This window comes from Marinoscillum sp. HNIBRBA16962 (genome assembly GCF_057801515.1).
Genome location: NZ_CM173603.1, coordinates 3,105,164 through 3,124,082 on the forward strand (window position 1 = coordinate 3,105,164; position 18,919 = coordinate 3,124,082).

Here is an 18,919-nt window from a genome sequence, read left to right on the forward strand (position 1 = left end):
CGAACAGCTAAAATAGCCGGAAGCCAAAAGTTTTAACAGAAAATCTAGAAGAATGTGTTTAGTGGCAGATATGGTTGATTAGCTGGGGTTTGTTTCACCCCTTCGGGGTTTATCGATCTGTTTGAACTTATCCATAAATGTTTCATCCCTTCGGTTTCAGGTAATCATAACCCTGAAGGGTTGAAAACCAAGAGTACGGTATAAGCAAAACTAAAACTTTCACCTCTTCGATTTTAAACAATGTTTCATCCCCTTCGGAAATTCAAGACACCTGATTTTTCTCAAATGAATAATCCAGCTTCTGAACCCTGAAAGGCTGGAAAAACTAAGAAGCTGTGAGACAGAAAACTTAAAGTTCTTAGCTATCAAATTCCTGAATAATTAAATCCCGAAGGGATGAAATGATTATAGACCGATAACCAATTTTTCACCAACCCCGAAGGGGTGACACATTTAAGCCCTTCTATGACAATTTTAATAAATCATTTTCAGTTAAGCTAATTTTTTTAGTAATTTTACCAATTAAATTAGCTAAATGCACTTCAACTGCCACACATATTTTTCCTTCCAATACGGGACCCTCTCCATTCATCAGCTGTTTGATGAGGCGAAGCGAAATGGTGTGCGTAAGCTGATCCTGACCGATATCAATAATACCTGTGGCTATATCGAACTACTGCGGGTCTGTGATGAGCGGAAAAATGAGTGGTTGCTGGAAATTGCGCTGGGAATTGAGTTCAGAAATAAAAACGAGCTGCTCTACATCGGCCTGGCCCAAAACAATGCAGGATTCGAAGAGCTAAACCGTTACCTTTCTTATCATAAGCGAGAAAAAACGCCACTCCTTCAAAAAGCCCCGGAGTTCAATCATGCCTACATCATCTACCCGCTTTCTAACGCTCCCAAAACACTTCGGGATTATGAGTACATCGGTATCCGCCAGCAGGAACAAAAAAAGATACTCTTCTCTCCTTTTCGCCACCTGAAAAGCAAAATGGTCGCCTGGCATCCGGTAACCTTTCCTCCCGGAAAGCCGGAAGATGGTCCTTTTGCCAGCAAAATCAGCTACAACATCCACCGTCTGCTACGCTCCATCAGTGAAAACACCCTGCTCAGTAAACTGCCACAGGAATTTCAGGCTGACCCATCCGAAATCATGCTCCCCGAGCCCGTACTGAAAGCATCATTCAGTGATTTTCCCGAGCTCATCCAAAATGCTATTCACCTTGTAAATGCCTGTACCATTGACATGAAGATGGGCGAGGATAAAAACAAAATGTATTTTAAGGGAAGCAAGCAAGATGATATCAACTTTTTGACTACTAAAGCGCAGGAGGGCTTTGATAAAAAATACACCGGAAAGCGCGACAACCCTGTATCCCGCGAACGCTTTCAGCGGGAAATAGACATCATACGAAAAAAGAGCTTTGAAGCCTATTACCTGATCAGCTATGACATTGTCAGGCATGCCAAACAGCAAGGGTTTTCATACGTAGGTCGGGGCAGTGGAGCCAACAGCCTGATCGCCTACTGCCTGGACATTACCAATACTGATCCCATTGAGCTGGATCTGTATTTTGAGCGGTTTTTAAACCCCGAACGTACTTCTCCCCCGGATTTTGACATGGACTTTTCCTGGAAAGACCGGGACCGCATTTATGAATACATCTTTGATAAGTATCATGATGACCATGTGGCACTACTCGGCACCCATACGACCTATCAGAAGCGTTCTAATATCCGGGAGTTGGGAAAGGTCTTTGGATTACCTAAAGAAGAAATTGATAAGATCGTGGCTTACCCCTACCCGGACTATTACAAAGGAGACCAGATCAGCCAACTGATTTTCAGGTGTGCTGAACTGATCAAAGGGATGCCCAATCACCTTTCTATCCATGCAGGCGGAGTGTTGATCACTGAAAAACCCATCTACGCATATACGGCGCTGGACCTGCCGCCCAAAGGTTATCCCGTTGCTCATTTTGAAATGCATAATGCAGAAGATGTTGGTATCTATAAATTTGACATTCTGAGTCAGCGTGGGTTGGGACACATCAAAGACACAATAGAGATCATTTCTAAAAATCGGGGTATTGAAGAGGATGTCGATCGGTTTCATGCGTTCAAAAAAGACGATGCGATCAAAGAGCTGCTCAGAAAGGGCAACTGCATGGGCTGCTTCTATGTGGAGTCTCCTGCCATGCGTATGCTTCTCGGAAAGCTGGGGTGTGATGATTACCTCACCCTCGTTGCGGCCAGCTCGATCATTCGGCCCGGAGTGGCTCGCTCAGGCATGATGCGGGCTTATATCGAGCGGCACCATTTAGCCAATGCAGGCAAGTCTTACGAGTCGATCCATGAAAAAATGGATGAGCTCATGAAAGAAACCTATGGAGTGATGGTGTATCAGGAAGATGTGATCAAGGTGGCTCATCACTTCGGTGGACTTACGCTCACGGAAGCAGATGTACTACGACGCGGAATGTCCGGGAAGTACCGATCACGAAAGGAATTCCACCTCGTGAAAGATCAGTTTTTTGATAACTGCAAGGCAAGAGGCTACCCACAGCATGTAACTGACCGGGTATGGTATGAGATCGAAAGCTTTGCAGGCTATTCCTTTTCCAAAGGACACTCAGCCAGCTATGCAGTAGAAAGCTATCAGAGTCTGTACTTGAAGGCTCACTATCCATTGGAATTTATGGTCGGTGTGATCAATAATTTCGGAGGATTTTATAAGACAGAATTCTATTTTCACGAAGCACGCATGTGGGGCGCACAGATTGAGGCTCCCTGCATCAATTACTCAGATTACCTGACTAATATTTATGGAGAAACCATCTACATTGGGTTCATCCACCTAAAAGATCTGGAACAAAAGATTGCTCAGCGGATCGGTCCGGAGCGAGAAAAGAATGGTCCTTACAAAGGTCTCGATAATTTTATACGCCGAATACCTGTTGGTCTGGAACAAATCCGCATACTGATCAAGATAGGCGCTTTCCGGTTTACGGGAAAAACAAGGAAAGAACTCCTGTGGACCGCTCAGCTATACTTTGGCCAGGGGCAGAAAAATCACTACCAGTACGGAACGGACCTGTTTGAAGAGGTTCCGGAAGATTATCAACTTCCAGTACTGGACACCCCTCCTTTGGAAGATGCTTTCATTGAGATCGAACTACTGGGTTTTCCGCTGTGTGACCCGTTCCTGTTGCTGAAGACAGGTGATCTGGGAGACACACGTTCTGTTGATCTGATGAATAAGCTGGGGCGTATCGTAATGATGGTAGGTTATCTGATATGTACCAAAGACACCAGCACTAAAGATGGTAAACGCATGCATTTCGGCACGTTTTACGACCGGGAAGGGAAAGTATTTGATACGGTGAACTTCCCTCCTGTGGCTAAGCGTTATCCTTTCCGCGGCAGAGGTTTTTACCGGCTGAGAGGAAAGGTGGTAGAAGACTTTGGCTACCCGATGATCGAGGTAAGCTGGATGGATAAGCTGCCTTATAGAGATCGATATGAGGATCAGAGGAAGGAAATGCACTTAAGAGTAGAATTGAAATGAAACGATCCGGACATGCAGATTTACCCTTACACAATGGCCGGGTGCCCCGCTGGCTGGCAGAACGCATGGCTAAGCTTGGTGGAGCCATTACCGAGGCTGTGGTGCTGGAGTATGGGAAATCCGAAATGATCCGTCGGCTAAGTGACCCGGCGTGGTTTCAGTCGCTGGGATGCGTTATGGGTATGGACTGGCACTCTTCCGGGATCACTACCTCCGTCATGGGAGCTTTGAAGTCGGCAATTAACCCCCTATCCAGAGAACTCGGCATTTACATCTGCGGCGGCCGTGGTAAGCACAGCCGTAAAACACCCGATGAGCTGCTGCGGGTTGCTGAACAAACCGGACTGAACGGTCATGAGCTGGTGAAAAGCAGCCGACTTTCTGCAAAAGTGGACAATACAGCCATTCAGGATGGATTTCAGATCTATCTCCACTCTTTCATCCTCACAGATGAAGGTGAATGGGCCGTAGTACAGCAAGGCATGAACGGCGCCTCCGGCTATGCACGAAGGTATCACTGGCATTCAGCAGGTCTAAAAAGCTTTACGGAAACACCACACACATTCATCTATGGTCAAAACCAGGGGCAAATACTCAATCTGACAGATACTCAAGCCCGTGATACAAAAACGGGCATCCTGGAAATCGCCAGGGAAAATCCGGATAAAATGATTGCCGAAATACGAAAGATCAGCATGCCACGTCATCATGATGTACAGCAAAAAGATGTGGACATCAAACGCCTGGGAACCATTCTGGCACTGGCTCAGCACTTACCCACCCATGATTTTGAATCGTTGTTACTGCTTCAAGGGCTCGGCCCGAGAACCCTGCAGTCCCTCACCCTGGTGAGTGAAGTGATTCACGGGACCCCCTCCCGCTTCAGTGACCCTGCTCGGTTCTCGTTCGCTCACGGAGGCAAAGACGGGCATCCATTTCCTGTGCCCACTAAAGTATACGATGAGAGTATCTCCGTACTTAAAAATGCAGTGGAAAAAGCCAAAATTGATCGGTCCGATAAAATGAAAGCTATCAGGTCGCTTTCTGATGCTGCCCGAAAAATGGAGGAAGGCTTTACCCCAAAAGGGGATCTTAAAAAGGTGATTGAGCAGGAACGTATTGATTCTCACAAGTACGGTGGCAGGACTGTAAAGGGCTGGGCAAGACCAGCCAAAAACCAACTAAGGCTCTTTGACTAGTTTCCGCCACTTTTTAGCGCATCCGATTCAGTATCCAAATATCCCGATTCAGCTTAAAAAAGCGTTAAAAACTGCTAAAAACGTAACTTTTTAAAGTGTCCGTTTTGAGGTGAGTGTCCGCAAATGCGCACGCTTTTATGCGTTCTCGGACAGAATTAGTTTGTTGCACTTTTATTAAAGCACTGTAAATCAGCGCTTTAGTGGTTTTGGCACAATCTTGAAGCATCAAAGTCTGTAAAATATTTTTAATTAAAATAATGCGGGTATGAAATCAATTAAAAAAATGTACTGGATGGCTGCCATTTTTGCAGCGTGTTCGTTTACGGCTCTCGGTTATTCGGGAGATAGCAATGCAGTGAAAAAAGCAAAAGAAGCTGTGGAAGAAGCTGCGCCTTATGACTGGCGAACATTAGCAGAAAGCGCTCAGGTGTGTTTCAAAAAGAACGAAAATGTAGACTTAGCACTCAAGTGGATTGATAAGTCTATCGAAATCAACAAGGATCCTTTCAACCTGGAGGTGAAAGGTGACTACTACAACTCCATTGGAGAAAGTGAAAAAGCTATGAAACTTTATTACAAAGCCATTACTACTGGTAAGGAGCAAAATTTCTGGTTTGATAGTTCAGACATCCAGGCAAAAATGTGGAAACTGCGAGGTAAGAAATAATCACGTGAAAAAACTCAAACACAAAAGGCCTGACATTCAGGCTTTTTGTGTTTATAAACGGCTCTTAAAAGGATCGCTCTACACCGTCTAGCTTTATGAAGTTGTAGTTTTCCCAAAAACTGTCTGAAAAATTATCACTGGCTGCGTGGAAGAACATATCTTTTTCATCCAGATAGTCTGTAGCAGCCGGATGACCATCCGTAACCGAAATATTATTGTTGGCTAAGACCGCCCGAAAGATAAACTCTTTTTGACCTTCATGCCATTTCCCCTCAAAGGTAGAGCTTACCATGTGGTATATTCCATTCTGTCTTTCAAATTCCTCAGTCCATTTCACCTGATCCCAAAAACCATTTCGATCAGTTGACGGGTAATACTCCATCTTTCTTATGGCGAAGGTCTCATCTTCTATGTAAAGCACACCCGATACGTAGCCTTTTGCATTTTTCGGATGAAACTCTACAATATACACATCCTCTTCCCCATGGAGTTTTTTACCTGTGTACTTAAACGTGTAATTGCCCTCCCTGGTGAAAAAATCATTCGTTTCTAAAAAGGAGTCTGACCTCCAGACAGAAGACCTGGCCATATCTGAGGCATGCCCCCTGATCAGTGTGATCTCATGCTCCACATCTTTGTGAGCCACTTTTTTCCGTGTTTTTATCGGGCTTACTTTTACCGGTTCTTTAGAAATGTTTGATGGAAGATAAATATCCAAAATGCCTTCAGCCAGGTAGCACAACTCACCATTACTTGTAAGTTTTTCTTTATAATAACTAAGCAGTGTTTTGGATCGCTGTTCGTAATTGAGGGGAAATCTGCTGAATACATTGAGCATGATGCTCTCTCCAGCTGCTTCAGAAGCCTCTTCCAGTATTACTTCAAATTGATCAAGCTTAATTTGGTATTCCTTCTTGTTCGGATCAAAATCCATTTTGAATGGATGATACCCCAGACAAGATACCGAAAGTTTGTCATCAGGTATTTTATCAAATGATAACACGAATACGCCAGATGCATTGGTCACCGTTGTGTATTTCCCCAGGTAAATATGTGCAAAAGACACCGGTTCCCCACTTTGTTGATCGATCACCGTTCCGCGAATATGATGTGGCTGAGCTACTAACATGGCAGAACAGGAAATACAAATAACTAACCCCCAAAACTTCAATTTCACTGCTGTCATCACACTGGTTTTACCATTAAGTAATGAAACAATCAGTGCCAATCAAAAGAATAATCGATCAATAAGTCAATTCTGACAATGATCGGGAGTTTTTTCGAGGTGAATTTACAAGACAAACTATTAGATAACACTAATCAACCTATCTTACTGTAAATAAATCAGTTATGAGTACAAGTGAGCGATCAAATCAAAAAGTCAACTCCTCGTCCTCCAGCTTGATAAAATTATAATTTTCCCAAAAACTTTCCGAAAAGTCACTGCTTGCAGCTTCAAAAAAGATATCCTTTTCACCAAGGTATAACCCCATAGCCGGCTGCATATCGACTGTCTGCATCTTGTTATTTACCAGTAAAGAACTGAATACGAACTCATCGTCATCCTCTTTCCATACGCCCTCATAAGAAGTGCGAACCAGATGATAAATGCCATCAAAGCTGTCAAATTCCTCAGTCCACTTAATTTCACTCCAAAACCCACTCCTATCCGCATCGGGGTGGTATTCCAGCTTTAAGATAGCATAAGTGCCATCTTCTATATAAATATTTCCGGAGATATACCCCTTATTATTCTTTGGCGTAAAATCCACAATGTAAACATCACGCTCACCCAGAAGCTTTTTCCCCGAGTAATCAAAATCGTAATTTTTTCTATTCTTTTCACTTAAAAAGGAACCCTCCCGCCAGATCGATGATTTTGCCATATCTGAGGCATGTCCTTTAATCATTGTTACCTCTTCGCGGTTTATGGATCTTACAGTTTTTTTGCGGGTTTTGATCGGGCTTACTCTTACCGGTTCATTAGAAACATTTGAAGGGAGATAGATATCCAGAATGCCCTCAGCTAAATAATAAAGGGAATTATTACCCAAAAGCTTTTCTTTATAGTAGCTCAGAATGCTTTGTGGCTGGTGCTCATAATTTGCCGGTATCCTCCTGAATACCTTATCCATAAGACTGTTTCCCGTCGTTACGGTCACTTCTTCTAAAATCAGCTCAGAAGGATTTAGGTAAACTTCAAAGGTCTGGTTATCAGTGAGAATTTCCTCTTTATGCAGATGGTATCCCATATGAGATACCTGAAGGCTTTCTACAGGAATCTTATCAAATGATAATACAAACGCTCCATTAACATTTGTAAGCGTAACAGTTTGTCCCACTACTACATGTGCAAACGGGACCGGTTCCCTACTTACAGAATCTTTCACTACACCATTCAGGCGTACTTTTTGTGCCAATAATGCGAAAGAAACTGTGAATAGGAAGAGGCAAGTGGCGGTGCTTTTCAGATTCACGGTAATATCATTTGATAGTAAAAATAAATATCTTCGGTGTTCCCACCAAAGGTATTTTCAGTGAATCTCAATTATTCCACTATTCCGTTACTTGTTGTGCGATTTCTTTAACTTGTCTCCGAAGGCCTGTTTAAATTTCTCTACTTTCGGTGCTACTACAAACTGACAATATGGCTGATTGGTATTTTCATTGAAATAATCCTGGTGGTAATCTTCTGCCGGATAAAAAGCCTCAAATCTGGTGATCTCTGTGACAATCGGGTCTCCCCAGGCGCCTGATGCGTCCAATTTAGCCTTCAATGCCTCTGCAACCTCTCGCTGGTGTCCTGTGTGATAGAAAATAGCGGACCGGTATTGGGTGCCCACGTCATTTCCTTGTCTGTTTAGCGTAGTAGGATCGTGCGTTTTCCAAAAAACTTCCAGGATCTCCGCCAGAGACACTACCTCAGGATCAAAAGTGACCTGTACTACTTCAGCATGCCCGGTCTTTCCTGTGACCACCTCCCGGTAAAAAGGATCTTTGGTTTTGCCCCCGGAATACCCGGAGACTGCACTTTTTACCCCTTCTAATCGCTGAAATACTGCTTCCGTGCACCAGAAGCATCCTGAGCCTAATGTTATTACTTCCATTTATCAATCAATTCAAGCCTCAAAACAAGGCAAACTTTCATTTTGTTTTCCATCACGGTGAAAAAAATCACACTCATGTCTTGAAAACGAACGTCCACCGAATCGTCTGATTTCTCTTGTAGACAATACTTCGTATATTGCCTGCTTGGGGTTTAAATTGCGGACCCTGAAAATCAACTACTATCAATAGTCACTTCATGAAGCTAATATTTGCGGCTTTTCTCTCTACCTGTATTCTTCTCGTTAAAGCGCAAAAGGCTGACTCTTTAAGTAAAGCATCTGAAAAAAATGGCCTGGTAATATTGCCAGCTATCTTTTTCTCACCAGAGACCAGCCTTGGGTTTGGGGGTGCAGGTTTGGTTTATTTCCGGACGGATCAGGATACCACCCAAAACTACCGACCTTCCAATATTCAAAGTGTTTTCATTTATACACTGGAAAATCAAATCTTATTTACGAACCCATACGGTATCTTTCTGGATCAGGAAAAATACTGGTTAAGAGGTGAGCTCAGTTTATATATTTATCCATATGAGTACTATGGAATTGGTTCAGATGTTTCTATCGCTGAGCAGGATGCCGAGCTTTATACTGCAGACTATCTACGCTTTGAATCCAACTACCTTCGCCGTTTAAAAGAGGACTTTTATTTGGGACCTACCCTCTTTCTGGATCAGTACTTCAAGATTGACACGGAGGAAAACGGTCAGCTGCAGTCAGAAAACATACTGGGTATATCACCCGGGAGATTGTTTGGTTACGGGCTTTCATTTATTCTGGACAAGCGAAATAATGTTTTTTGTCCATATTCCGGATACTATTTCGAAGGTCGATTTTTAAGGTATGAAAACAAAGCCATTGGAGACTTTGCTTTTACCGATACTTACCTGGATGTTCGAAAGTATTTTCACCTGAATGATACCTGGGAAACAGGCATCCAGCTGTATCATCAAAGCATAATCGGAAATCCGCCTTTCTATAACTATGCGCTTCTGGGAGGTGGCAAATTGATGCGGGGTTACTACAAAGGTGCATTCAGAGATCATCACCAGACGGTACTCCAGGGAGAAGTAAGAAGGTATGTTTTCAAAAGGTTTGTTTTAGCGGCCTTTGGAGGTGTCGGCTCAGTCACTGAAAAGTTTGGTGATTATGAGAAACTTTTGGGTAGTTACGGTGTTGGTCTAAGATATGAAATCAATGATGTGGAGCACATCAGAATCCGTATAGATTATGCTCGCGGATACCATACTGACGGATTTTATATCAACATCAACGAAGCATTTTGAAACAAAACAAGAGAGACCTTACCACCGGATCTATTCCCAAAAAGATTACCGCACTGACCATCCCCATGATGTTTGGGATCATAAGCCTCGTTGCCTTTAACCTGATCGACACTTATTTTGTGGGGCAGCTTGGCAGCCTGCAGTTAGCTGCTCTGAGTTTTACTTTCCCGGTTATTATGGTGATCTTCAGCATCGTTCAGGGACTCGGGATCGGAGCAACAGCACTGATATCCAAGTCCATAGGCAAGAATGACCACCAAAAGGCAGCCAGGGAGACCACAGATAGTCTGGCGCTCTCCGTAGCTATATCCGGATTTTTTATATTCATCGGACTCCTTACGGTCAAGCCGACCTTCAGACTGCTCGGTGCCAGTGAGGAGATCTTACCATATGTTACCGAGTACATGACCATCTGGTACTTTGCCTTGTTTTTTGTGACCATCCCTTTTGTGGGAAACAGCGCCATCCGGTCTACCGGTGACTCCATGACTCCCAGTCTTATTATGATCTTTGCTGTAATCATTAATGCCATCCTTGATCCGCTCCTGATCTTTGGATACGGGCCATTCCCAGAGCTGGGACTTAAAGGAGCTGCAATAGCCACAGCTATATCCCGGGGCATGACCATGGTATTGGCCATACTTATTCTAAACTATCGAGAAAAACTCATCGTCTGGAATATTCCAAGCTGGGAGGTGTTATCAGGTTGCTGGAAAGCTATTTTATGGATCGGATTGCCCTCCGGATTAAGCCGGATGATCACCCCACTCTTTACAGGGTTGATCACGGCGCTTTTGGCTACTCATGGAGAGTATGCTGTAGCGGCTTATGGTGTAGGTACACGGCTGGAGTTTTTAGCCATGAGTCTCCTTTTTGCATTATCAGCTTCTATAGGTCCGTTTACCGGCCAAAATTTTGGTGCGGGGAATATCGCGCGGATATACAAGGGTGTGAAATTCGGAAATGTGTTCAGCATTGTTTGGGGACTGGTGGCAGCAGCAGTAATGTATGTATGGGCAAGGCCCATTGCTTCCATATTTACATCAGACCTCCAGGTAATAGAAGCAACAAGGCTTTTTCTCACCATCGTTCCTGTCAGTTTTGGTTTTCAGGGAATGGTGCAGGTCGTCAATAGTAATGTCAATACCCTTAACAAGCCCATTTCAGCTTCATTCATTGTAATGATACAGATGTTGGTAATCGGTATTCCTACCCTCCATCTGGGTAATTACCTGTTTGATATAGAAGGTATTTATGGAGCTATAGCCCTTACCTATGTTATTGGGGGTATAATTTCCATATTTTTCAACGGAAGGATCATGAAGCAAATTTACAGGGAACAGCAGCTGCATCAGCTTCCTAGACTAAACGGTTAAAAGAGGGAATCTGCATCTTATCGTCCATATCTACAATTACATCGTTTAGTACTTCTGAAAAATTGTAGAAAATCGTAAGTTTACTGTATCCACTTTTAACTACCGTCCGATGAAAGTATTAGCACCACTCGCAGAAAAAGGAAAGATCAATGCAGAAGCCAGTATCAGAGATAGTCAGTCTACGATTATCAATGCTCCAATTCAAAAAGTTTGGGATATTTTGGCTGATATGGAACACTGGCCGGACTGGAATCAGGATATCCGCTTAGTAAAACTGGATAAGTTTGAGCCCGGAAGTGAATTTAAGTGGAACATCAATGGCTCAAATATTACATCTACTTTAAGGATGATCAGTGAGCCTGAACTAATCAGCTGGACCGGATCTGCTCTGGGCGTGAAAGCCATTCATGTCTGGCGACTTGAAGAAACGGAGGTAAACCAAACCATTGTTTCTACAGAAGAATCCATTCAGGGCTTCCTTACACTCTTCTTTGGTCACCAAAAACTACACAGCACGTTACTCAACTGGCTGTCCAGGCTAAAGCAACGTGCTGAGGCTGAAATAAAGAAATAATCTTATTTTTCGAGTTCTGCAATCTGCTTTTTCAGCACCTCAAAATCAGGCTGCATGTCAAGAGCTTTCTGATACAGGTCTCCGGCCAGTGATGTGTTTCCCCTATCCTGTTCGATCATCCCTTTCAGTCGTATCGTAGCTACCTTCATAGATACCTGCTGGTTCTTTCTGTCATCAGTAGGAAAAATCAACTGGACCTCATCAGATTCAGATGATTCTATGATGATGTCGGCATTGTTTATAGCTTCACCGTATCGCTTTAGTTGATATTGCAAAAAAGCAATCTTATAAAGAGTATTCAGATCATTGTTGTTCAGGTAAAGCTTCTCATAATAGGTGACTGCTTTATTTCTCACACCCAGACTCTCAAAAGCTACAGCAGCTATTTCAGCTGCAAACAGATCATTAGGGTTAATGTTTTGGATATCCTGAGCAATCAGTGCCGCAGAAGCATACTGCTCATACTCGAGATATGAAAGAGCCAGCGTATCCATCAGGTGAAGACTGTTTGGGCTGGAGGCCACAAGGTTGTACAGCGCCATTCGCGCTACAGCCGGATCGTTGTATTTTTTTGCCAGATTATAAATGTACGCCTGTTTCCGGATTTCTAATGGAATGGAATCCGCAGGTGCAGCTGATTCTACCTGCTGTTTCTGTGCAGTTACAGCAAGGATAGAGAACAAAAGGACAATAGAAAATAGATATTTCATGCTATGATTTTAGTTTCTTGAAGGTCTCAATATTAAGACCTGTATCTTTTGAATTAACGTTTTTAACTTTATACAAAGATGCAAAAATAGGAATTACTATGAATTGACCCTCAAACCTTTTGATTTTCCAATTTCAAGCATCAATTCGTAGGCCTCACTATGATCATTTCTGATCTTGCCATCCAGGATTGCGTCTTTGATCTCTGATTTAATTTCTCCAATCACTCGAGATGGCTCCACTCCAAAGGTCTTCATGATTTCTTCTCCGGATACAGGCGGCTGAAAATTACGTACATGATCCCTTTCTTCCACCTCTTTGATCTTTTTTTCTACCTTCTTGAAGTTTGCAAGATACCGACGGACCCTGTCCGGGTTTTTAGAGGTGATATCCGCTCTGCAAAGCGTCATCAGGTCATCTATATCATCTCCCGCTTCATATAATAATCTCCTTATGGCTGAGTCAGTCACCGTTTCATTGACCAGGGCGATAGGCCTCAGGTGTAATTTTACAAGCTTCTGAACGTACTTCATACGGTCATTCAATGGCAGTTTCAGCTTTTTGAAGATCTTAGGTGTCCATCTGGCTCCCAGGTCTTCATGACCATGAAATGTCCATCCGACACTTTCAGAAAATCGCTGCGTGGCAGGTTTAGCAATGTCATGCAGGATCGCCGCCCATCTCAGCCATAGATTATCCGTTTCTTCACTGATATTATCAAGAACCTGCAACGTATGATAAAAATTATCCTTGTGACCTTTACCATTTACCTTTTTTACACCATGGAGTTTTACCATGTCAGGAAAAATATAATCCAATAATCCACAGGTAAAGAGCAACTTAAATCCGTATGATGGAGTTTTGGATAAAATAATCTTGTTAAGCTCGTCGGTAATGCGTTCCTGAGATATGATCTTAATGCGCTCCTTTTGACTTTGTATAGCCTCAAATGTATCCGGAGCAATATCAAACCGCAGTTGGCTGGCAAACCGAATGGCACGCATCATTCTCAAAGGATCGTCTGAGAAAGTAACCTCCGGCTCCAAAGGAGTTTTTATGAGCTTGCTCTCAAGGTCATTTATACCACCGAAAGGATCGATGAGCTCACCATAATCTTCTTTATTCAGACTAATAGCCAGGGCATTGATGGTGAAATCCCTCCTGTTTTGATCGTCCTCCAGGGTCCCGTCTTCCACAATTGGCTTTCGGGAATCTTTCCTGTAAGACTCTTTTCTGGCGCCAACAAACTCCAGCTCAAAATCATGGTATTTGATCGCCGCGGTACCAAAGTTTTTATAAACCGACAAAGAAGCTTCACTCCCTAAGTGGCTCTTTATGGCTTCAGCCAGCGCAATGCCACTACCTATACATACAAAATCAATGTCTTTGGAAGGGCGATTTAAAAGATGATCGCGGACGTAACCACCAACAATAAAAGTCCTCAAACCAAGCTGTTGAGCGACTTCCCCCACTTTTTTTATGACCGGCTGATTAGCTACCGACTTATCTAGAACTTTTTGCACCATCTCTGAGGCAAAATTATAACATTAGCTCAAATGGCTTAGTGGAATGACTTGTTATTAAAGGCCGGACATGGTAAAAACTTTTTGCTTCGGGATACATTGTTGGGATTGCTGCGAATATCAAAGTAATACTGCAGGGAAAACTCATGAGCTCCTCCTGTATCAGTACTTAGTTCGGAAACGTTGTTATCAAAGCTGTAGCCAAACTGGAAGTTGTTAAACTCCACTCCGAACAACACGATCACCGCATCATGATTTATACTTTGCGGTACTGCAGATTCTATAAAAGGCATACCTCGATAATAAACCCCGAAAATAATGGGTTCGTAATGGAAAGAAGCGCCCAGATCAAGCTGCTGAAACTCTCCCTGGCGTTTGTAAATAAAACTCGGAGCTATATTGACTTTTTTGACATCCTTAAATGATTCATTTCCCAGCTCAAATCTCGCTCCTGCATGTACCGAGATCTTCATAGGTACGTAATTCTGACCATTGATAATTGAATTATTGGGTTCATTTAAGTGAAAAGCTGCCACTCCGGCCCATAGCTTTTCGGTATACATAAGTAAACCCGTGCCCAGGTCAATATAGGAAGTAGACTCTATTGCACCCACGGCAGGGTCCTGTGAGGGAGCGCCATCCACCCCAAAGTCTATCTGATCCCCAAAGATCAATTTATCGTAATCTATATTTCGGTTTACATACCCGAAAGAGACGGCAGGTTTGAAAATAAATTTGCGATCAAAGTTGACCGTGTAGCTATAATTGAACGTTGCAGAGGTGTTACGCAAATTAGCTGATCCGGCACGATCAGCATTCATAAGTATCCCAAAGCCACTATTTAGATTTTCAGCATTATAGTCCCACGAAGCACTGTAGTTATTAAAAGCTCTCGGTAAGGATGGCCACTGAATGCGGTGATTAACGGTAACCCGGTGATTTGGTATTGCCCCGGTAAATGCGGGATTTAAGTACAATGGGTTAGCATAGTATTGTGAGTACTGAATGTCCTGCGACAAACTCACACCCGATATTAAACAAAAAACAATTAGTAGAAATTTCCTCATCGTACCAGCGTTACATCCCCCACTTTTATTCCATCCCGACCATCTGTATAGGTGAGCTCCAATTTATAGACGTACACGTCCGATGGCTGGAGCTGCCCCCTATAATACCCGTCCCATCCTACAGTCTGATCATTGCTTTCGAAAAGAAGCTCGCCCCACTTATTATAAATCAACATTCGAAACTCGGTGACTCCTTCCACGTGTGGAATAAATACATCATTTATAGTCTCTCCTGAGTTTCCTCCATTGCTTCCAGGTCCGTTCAGGCTGGGTGAAAAGGCATTTGGGATCTCAGCCTCTCCTCCTGCTATAGCTTCTACAAAAGCAGGAACAGATAAGGTATCCGAGCACCCAAAATCATTTGAAGCTACTAGCTGAATATCATAAGTACCTATCGTTTCATACTGATGAATGGGGGCTTCCTCTTCCGAAGTGTTTCCATCTCCAAAATCCCACCGAAAAGCAGTGGCATTGTGAGAGTTGTTTCTAAAGTAGACCTCCTGGCCAGGTATTTTTACCCTTGTAGGGTTGGCCTCAAAACTGGCTACTGGCTGACTGAATACTTCGATATAGTCTGTTTTCACTGTGTCAGCCCCATTCCCAACATTATTTTCACCGTACAGGGAAACAGTGTAAACCCCGCTGCGCGCATAAGTATGAACCGGATTGATGGCAGTAGAGGTATTCCCATCCCCAAAATCCCACACAAAAGAACCAGCTACCGCAAAGCGCGATAAGTTGGTGAATTGAACAGTTAGCGGACTACATCCCTGCCGAAGATCAGCTGAAAAGTCAATAATGGGATCCGCAGGTTGTACCACCACCTGCTGACTAATTTGCTCACTGCAATGAGCATTGTTTACCGTAAGGCGGATCTGATATTCTCCCGCTTCGGAGTATATGTGACTGCCAGGATCATAAGCGGTATCGCTTGTGCCATCGCCAAAGTCCCACTGATAAGTTACACCCGTGTAGCTGGAGCTAAGATTCGTTATTTCAACTACACTATCCGGTTGCATTATTGTATTGTTCTCTATCTGAAAATCTGCAACCAGAGAAAGCTCCATAGCCTCAATGGCTAATTGAGCTTCTGCAGTATCACCGGCGCAGCCCGCCAGGTTTTCCGTAACCAGCGAAATACCCACCGTCAGGTCCGGGCTGCCATATGCAGGCCGGTAGTAGGTCAACACCTGACGACTGCCATCATCCACTCTTTCATCAGGTGTAGGTGTAATATTCCATTGATAAGACGAAAGACCAGGCTGATCCGCCTCAAGGGTCACCACCTCAAAATCACATGAGTCAATCACACTTACGCTAAACCCATTGTCAGGAGAAGGATTGATCAAATACTCTCTTTGACTGCCTGTGATGCATATGCCGGGTTTTTCTACCTCGAGATTGACTATAAACACCTGGTTAGAGGCAGTATTATTCGTGAGCGTATAGTCCAGTTGATGGAATTCAGTATCCCCCGAAGTTTTTGTGACCGGATAGCCGGTTAGCACACCATTTGCATCACTAATGGTCCAGGTATAGGTATCCGGATCCAGATTTTGAGTAGACTCGTCCACTTGCATAACACTCTCCCAGACAGAGCAGTTTGCACCGGAAAACACATAGTAAGGATCCTCAAACCCGGATAGTGAAGAAGGTAAAACCTCTATGGTTATCGGGCCATCCGTCGCCTCACAGCCTGCACTGGTTTCCGCATACATGCTCACATAATAGTTTTTAGTCGTATCCAGCTCGTTTTGAAAGTCCACTTGTAGATCTGCCTGATCAAAGCTCAGCGTATCACTGCTGATACTATCTGTAATGATCAGACTAAACGAAGCACTGGAAAGGTCTGAACCATTGGAGAACAAAACCTCTCCCGGACAGATGGGCTGTGTATAATCAGAAGAAAGTATAGGCTCGGGAAGGGGGTGTACCGTCACCTGGTGCTGAATGATGTCACTGCAGTTACCCAGGGCCGTTCGTACTCTCAGAGCCACGGTATTAGTACCTGCTACAGAGTTGGCAGGTTCAGTGCCAGGGGGCAGGTCATTACCGCTGAGAAAAAAAGAAAAATCGTCATCACTTGCAGTAGTTCTTTCGGCATTGAATACTGATCCGTCATAGCTAAAATCCCATTCGTAGGCTGTAATATAATCGCCATTGATTCTGGGGCTCAGGCTCAGCACAGAGTCAGGAAGGTTATAAAATGGAGTTCGTTCACCCACACACACATCATCAAAGTCATAAGTAGCTTCAGGGGTGTCGTAGATCCGGATAGTATCTTCAGCAATAGACTCGCAACCACTGGTATTGTTTCGGGCAATTAGCCGGACAGGATATTCTCCATGGCTGGTATAATCCCGCGTGAAATCAGTTACCTGAGCCCCGAATGCACCTGCTCCGGAAGGATAGCTTTCCTGAAGGGCTTCGTTCTGATCATAAAACTCCCAACGCCACTCCGTTTGTGGTTCGATGTTAGTGGTTTCGTCCTTAAAGCCTACAGTGATCATTTGGGTGCCGTCCACCGAGCAAAATACAGGAGAGATTGCGTTGGTTAAAGTAGGGTCATAAAAACCAATAGCCGCCATAGCTGCCGGTGAGAGGGAAATAGTCTTTTCAATAAACACCTCACAGTTTCCATTGGCACCGTTGTTATCCGCAGTAAGTCTGATAAGCTTATCACCAGAACTTGTAAAATTGAATGTCGGATTTACCGCATTGGAGGTTGTGATCAGGTCTGTGCCCGTAGCATCGTCATAAAACTCCCAGGTGTAATCTGTAGCATCCGTAGAGAGATTTTCAAAATAAATGTCATCTCCAAGGCAAAAGACCGTTTCCAGCGTACCTGATGCGTCGTTTATTCTGGTCTGAAAGTCAGGGACCGGCGGATCCACAATCCTGAGATAAGCCTGAGTCTGTACGGCATCAGCATAGTTAGGGCTTGCAGGGTTTCCATTGTAAGGGTTACAAATGTTCCAATTAAATAATGTTACCTCAAATACATTTCCTACCAGATTATTGGCATCTGCCGGTGCACTGATGGGGAAAGTAACGGATATAGGCCCGTCTGCAGGGAATGGTATGTTTTCAACAGGCCCGAAATAAGCCCCGGTCACACCATTTACGGTGGTTGTGGATGAAAGATTAGCTGTTCCATCTGTCAGGTTAACCGTGCTTCCGCCACCATCCACAAGACTAAGGTTTCTTATGGAGTTAGCCGCATCGTGGTTGGTGCCATATACAAACTGGGTAAAGCGCTCCTGACGATTGGGTGTATCCTGGTTTTGATTGATGTTGCAGTTAAACGTGGAGTTGTCAGCAAAAACAGCATCAACTATTGCATTGTCGTAACAGACATCATAGAAATTGGGGTTAATATCCATGACACCTCCAAAGCTGTTATCATCTGCCCAGGAAGTGACCAGCTGTAACTGTTCGGAAGTTTCACACACATCCCCTATCGCTATGACAAGTGATGTGGGTTCAAAAACACAGTTCTCATCTTCAGGATAGGTAAATGTACCCGTGGCAGTAAACTCTGTGTTGGTAGCATCTACCAAAAATTGCGGATCCCCTACTCCGTATTCATCTACGGAATTAGACGGGTCGTTCCACTCAAACCGAATGCGAATGTCATTCGGATCCTGAGGAACGTTGAAAAAATAAGTGATCGTAAAGTCTGTAACCGTTACCGGCGCACAATCCTTATCCGTATTGAACGTAATATTTCTTTGCTGACGAATGGCTCCACACTGTCCAAACAACTCGTAGCAAAAAAGACTTAAAATGAGACCAAGGGTTGGTTGTAACTTTCTCAATTTCGCAACTTTTTGAGGTGAAA

The 18,919-nt window shown here is 43.7% G+C and carries 13 protein-coding genes; 6 read left to right on the forward strand and 7 right to left on the reverse strand.

All coding sequences use genetic code 11. The annotated features are described in order from the left end of the window. Positions 1-535 precede the first annotated feature (535 nt). The 3 genes from AC3E9V_RS13005 (at position 536) to AC3E9V_RS13015 (ending at position 5,437) form a co-directional block, all read left to right on the forward strand. Positions 536-3,571, forward strand: a complete 3,036-nt coding sequence (locus AC3E9V_RS13005) for a DNA polymerase III subunit alpha (protein ID WP_488753638.1) — start codon at positions 536-538, stop codon at positions 3,569-3,571. Then, the gene (locus tag AC3E9V_RS13010; RefSeq protein ID WP_488753639.1) at positions 3,568-4,770 is read left to right on the forward strand and encodes a DUF763 domain-containing protein; all 1,203 of its coding nucleotides are present in this window, start codon (positions 3,568-3,570) and stop codon (positions 4,768-4,770) included. Before AC3E9V_RS13005 ends, AC3E9V_RS13010 begins: the two co-directional genes overlap by 4 nt. A 265-nt stretch (positions 4,771-5,035) precedes the next feature. Then, positions 5,036-5,437 (forward strand): hypothetical protein, encoded by a 402-nt coding sequence (locus AC3E9V_RS13015; protein ID WP_488753640.1) that lies wholly within the window; start codon positions 5,036-5,038, stop codon positions 5,435-5,437. A 64-nt stretch (positions 5,438-5,501) separates the two neighbouring features. Here the strand turns inward: AC3E9V_RS13015 and AC3E9V_RS13020 are convergent, their stop codons facing one another. The 3 genes from AC3E9V_RS13020 to msrA form a co-directional block, all read right to left on the reverse strand. Next, the gene (locus tag AC3E9V_RS13020) at positions 5,502-6,623 is read right to left on the reverse strand and encodes a carboxypeptidase-like regulatory domain-containing protein (RefSeq protein WP_488753641.1); all 1,122 of its coding nucleotides are present in this window, start codon (positions 6,621-6,623) and stop codon (positions 5,502-5,504) included. A gap of 187 nt (positions 6,624-6,810) precedes the next feature. After that, on the reverse strand, positions 6,811-7,914 hold the full coding sequence (locus AC3E9V_RS13025; RefSeq protein ID WP_488753642.1) for a carboxypeptidase-like regulatory domain-containing protein: 1,104 nt from the start codon (positions 7,912-7,914) through the stop codon (positions 6,811-6,813). Positions 7,915-8,001: 87 nt separating this feature from the next. Continuing rightward, positions 8,002-8,544: a peptide-methionine (S)-S-oxide reductase MsrA gene (msrA, locus tag AC3E9V_RS13030; RefSeq protein ID WP_488753643.1), complete on the reverse strand. Its 543-nt coding sequence runs from the start codon at positions 8,542-8,544 to the stop codon at positions 8,002-8,004. A 197-nt stretch (positions 8,545-8,741) separates the two neighbouring features. Here msrA and AC3E9V_RS13035 point away from each other — a divergent pair, with 197 nt between their 5' ends. From AC3E9V_RS13035 to AC3E9V_RS13045, 3 genes are all read left to right on the forward strand, one after another. Next, positions 8,742-9,830, forward strand: coding sequence for a BamA/TamA family outer membrane protein (locus AC3E9V_RS13035; protein WP_488753644.1), 1,089 nt, complete (start codon positions 8,742-8,744; stop codon positions 9,828-9,830). Continuing rightward, positions 9,827-11,206 (forward strand): MATE family efflux transporter, encoded by a 1,380-nt coding sequence (locus AC3E9V_RS13040; protein WP_488753645.1) that lies wholly within the window; start codon positions 9,827-9,829, stop codon positions 11,204-11,206. Before AC3E9V_RS13035 ends, AC3E9V_RS13040 begins: the two co-directional genes overlap by 4 nt. A gap of 109 nt (positions 11,207-11,315) precedes the next feature. Then, on the forward strand, positions 11,316-11,780 hold the full coding sequence (locus AC3E9V_RS13045; RefSeq protein WP_488753646.1) for an SRPBCC family protein: 465 nt from the start codon (positions 11,316-11,318) through the stop codon (positions 11,778-11,780). A gap of 2 nt (positions 11,781-11,782) precedes the next feature. On the opposite strand, the gene AC3E9V_RS13050 is transcribed toward AC3E9V_RS13045, so the two are convergent. From AC3E9V_RS13050 to AC3E9V_RS13065, 4 genes are all read right to left on the reverse strand, one after another. Continuing rightward, positions 11,783-12,490, reverse strand: a complete 708-nt coding sequence (locus AC3E9V_RS13050; RefSeq protein ID WP_488753647.1) for a hypothetical protein — start codon at positions 12,488-12,490, stop codon at positions 11,783-11,785. A gap of 96 nt (positions 12,491-12,586) precedes the next feature. After that, on the reverse strand, positions 12,587-14,014 hold the full coding sequence (locus AC3E9V_RS13055; protein WP_488753648.1) for a CCA tRNA nucleotidyltransferase: 1,428 nt from the start codon (positions 14,012-14,014) through the stop codon (positions 12,587-12,589). Positions 14,015-14,049: 35 nt separating this feature from the next. Beyond that, positions 14,050-15,078 carry a PorP/SprF family type IX secretion system membrane protein gene (locus AC3E9V_RS13060; RefSeq protein WP_488748567.1) on the reverse strand — a complete coding sequence of 343 codons (1,029 nt, stop codon included), beginning with the start codon at positions 15,076-15,078 and terminating at the stop codon, positions 14,050-14,052. Beyond that, positions 15,075-18,896, reverse strand: coding sequence for a PKD domain-containing protein (locus AC3E9V_RS13065; RefSeq protein WP_488748568.1), 3,822 nt, complete (start codon positions 18,894-18,896; stop codon positions 15,075-15,077). The genes AC3E9V_RS13060 and AC3E9V_RS13065 overlap by 4 nt, the downstream gene beginning before the upstream one ends. Positions 18,897-18,919: the final 23 nt, after the last annotated feature.

Bases quoted from the DNA above. Each gene is read 5' to 3' on its own strand.
- AC3E9V_RS13005 (WP_488753638.1), top strand. From the start codon at position 536: ATGCACTTCAACTGCCACACATATTTTTCCTTCCAATACGGGACCCTC.
- AC3E9V_RS13010 (WP_488753639.1), top strand. From the start codon at position 3,568: ATGAAACGATCCGGACATGCAGATTTACCCTTACACAATGGCCGGGTG.
- AC3E9V_RS13015 (WP_488753640.1), top strand. From the start codon at position 5,036: ATGAAATCAATTAAAAAAATGTACTGGATGGCTGCCATTTTTGCAGCG.
- AC3E9V_RS13020 (WP_488753641.1), bottom strand. From the start codon at position 6,623: ATGACAGCAGTGAAATTGAAGTTTTGGGGGTTAGTTATTTGTATTTCC.
- msrA (WP_488753643.1), bottom strand. From the start codon at position 8,544: ATGGAAGTAATAACATTAGGCTCAGGATGCTTCTGGTGCACGGAAGCA.
- AC3E9V_RS13035 (WP_488753644.1), top strand. From the start codon at position 8,742: ATGAAGCTAATATTTGCGGCTTTTCTCTCTACCTGTATTCTTCTCGTT.
- AC3E9V_RS13045 (WP_488753646.1), top strand. From the start codon at position 11,316: ATGAAAGTATTAGCACCACTCGCAGAAAAAGGAAAGATCAATGCAGAA.
- AC3E9V_RS13050 (WP_488753647.1), bottom strand. From the start codon at position 12,490: ATGAAATATCTATTTTCTATTGTCCTTTTGTTCTCTATCCTTGCTGTA.
- AC3E9V_RS13055 (WP_488753648.1), bottom strand. From the start codon at position 14,014: ATGGTGCAAAAAGTTCTAGATAAGTCGGTAGCTAATCAGCCGGTCATA.
- AC3E9V_RS13060 (WP_488748567.1), bottom strand. From the start codon at position 15,078: ATGAGGAAATTTCTACTAATTGTTTTTTGTTTAATATCGGGTGTGAGT.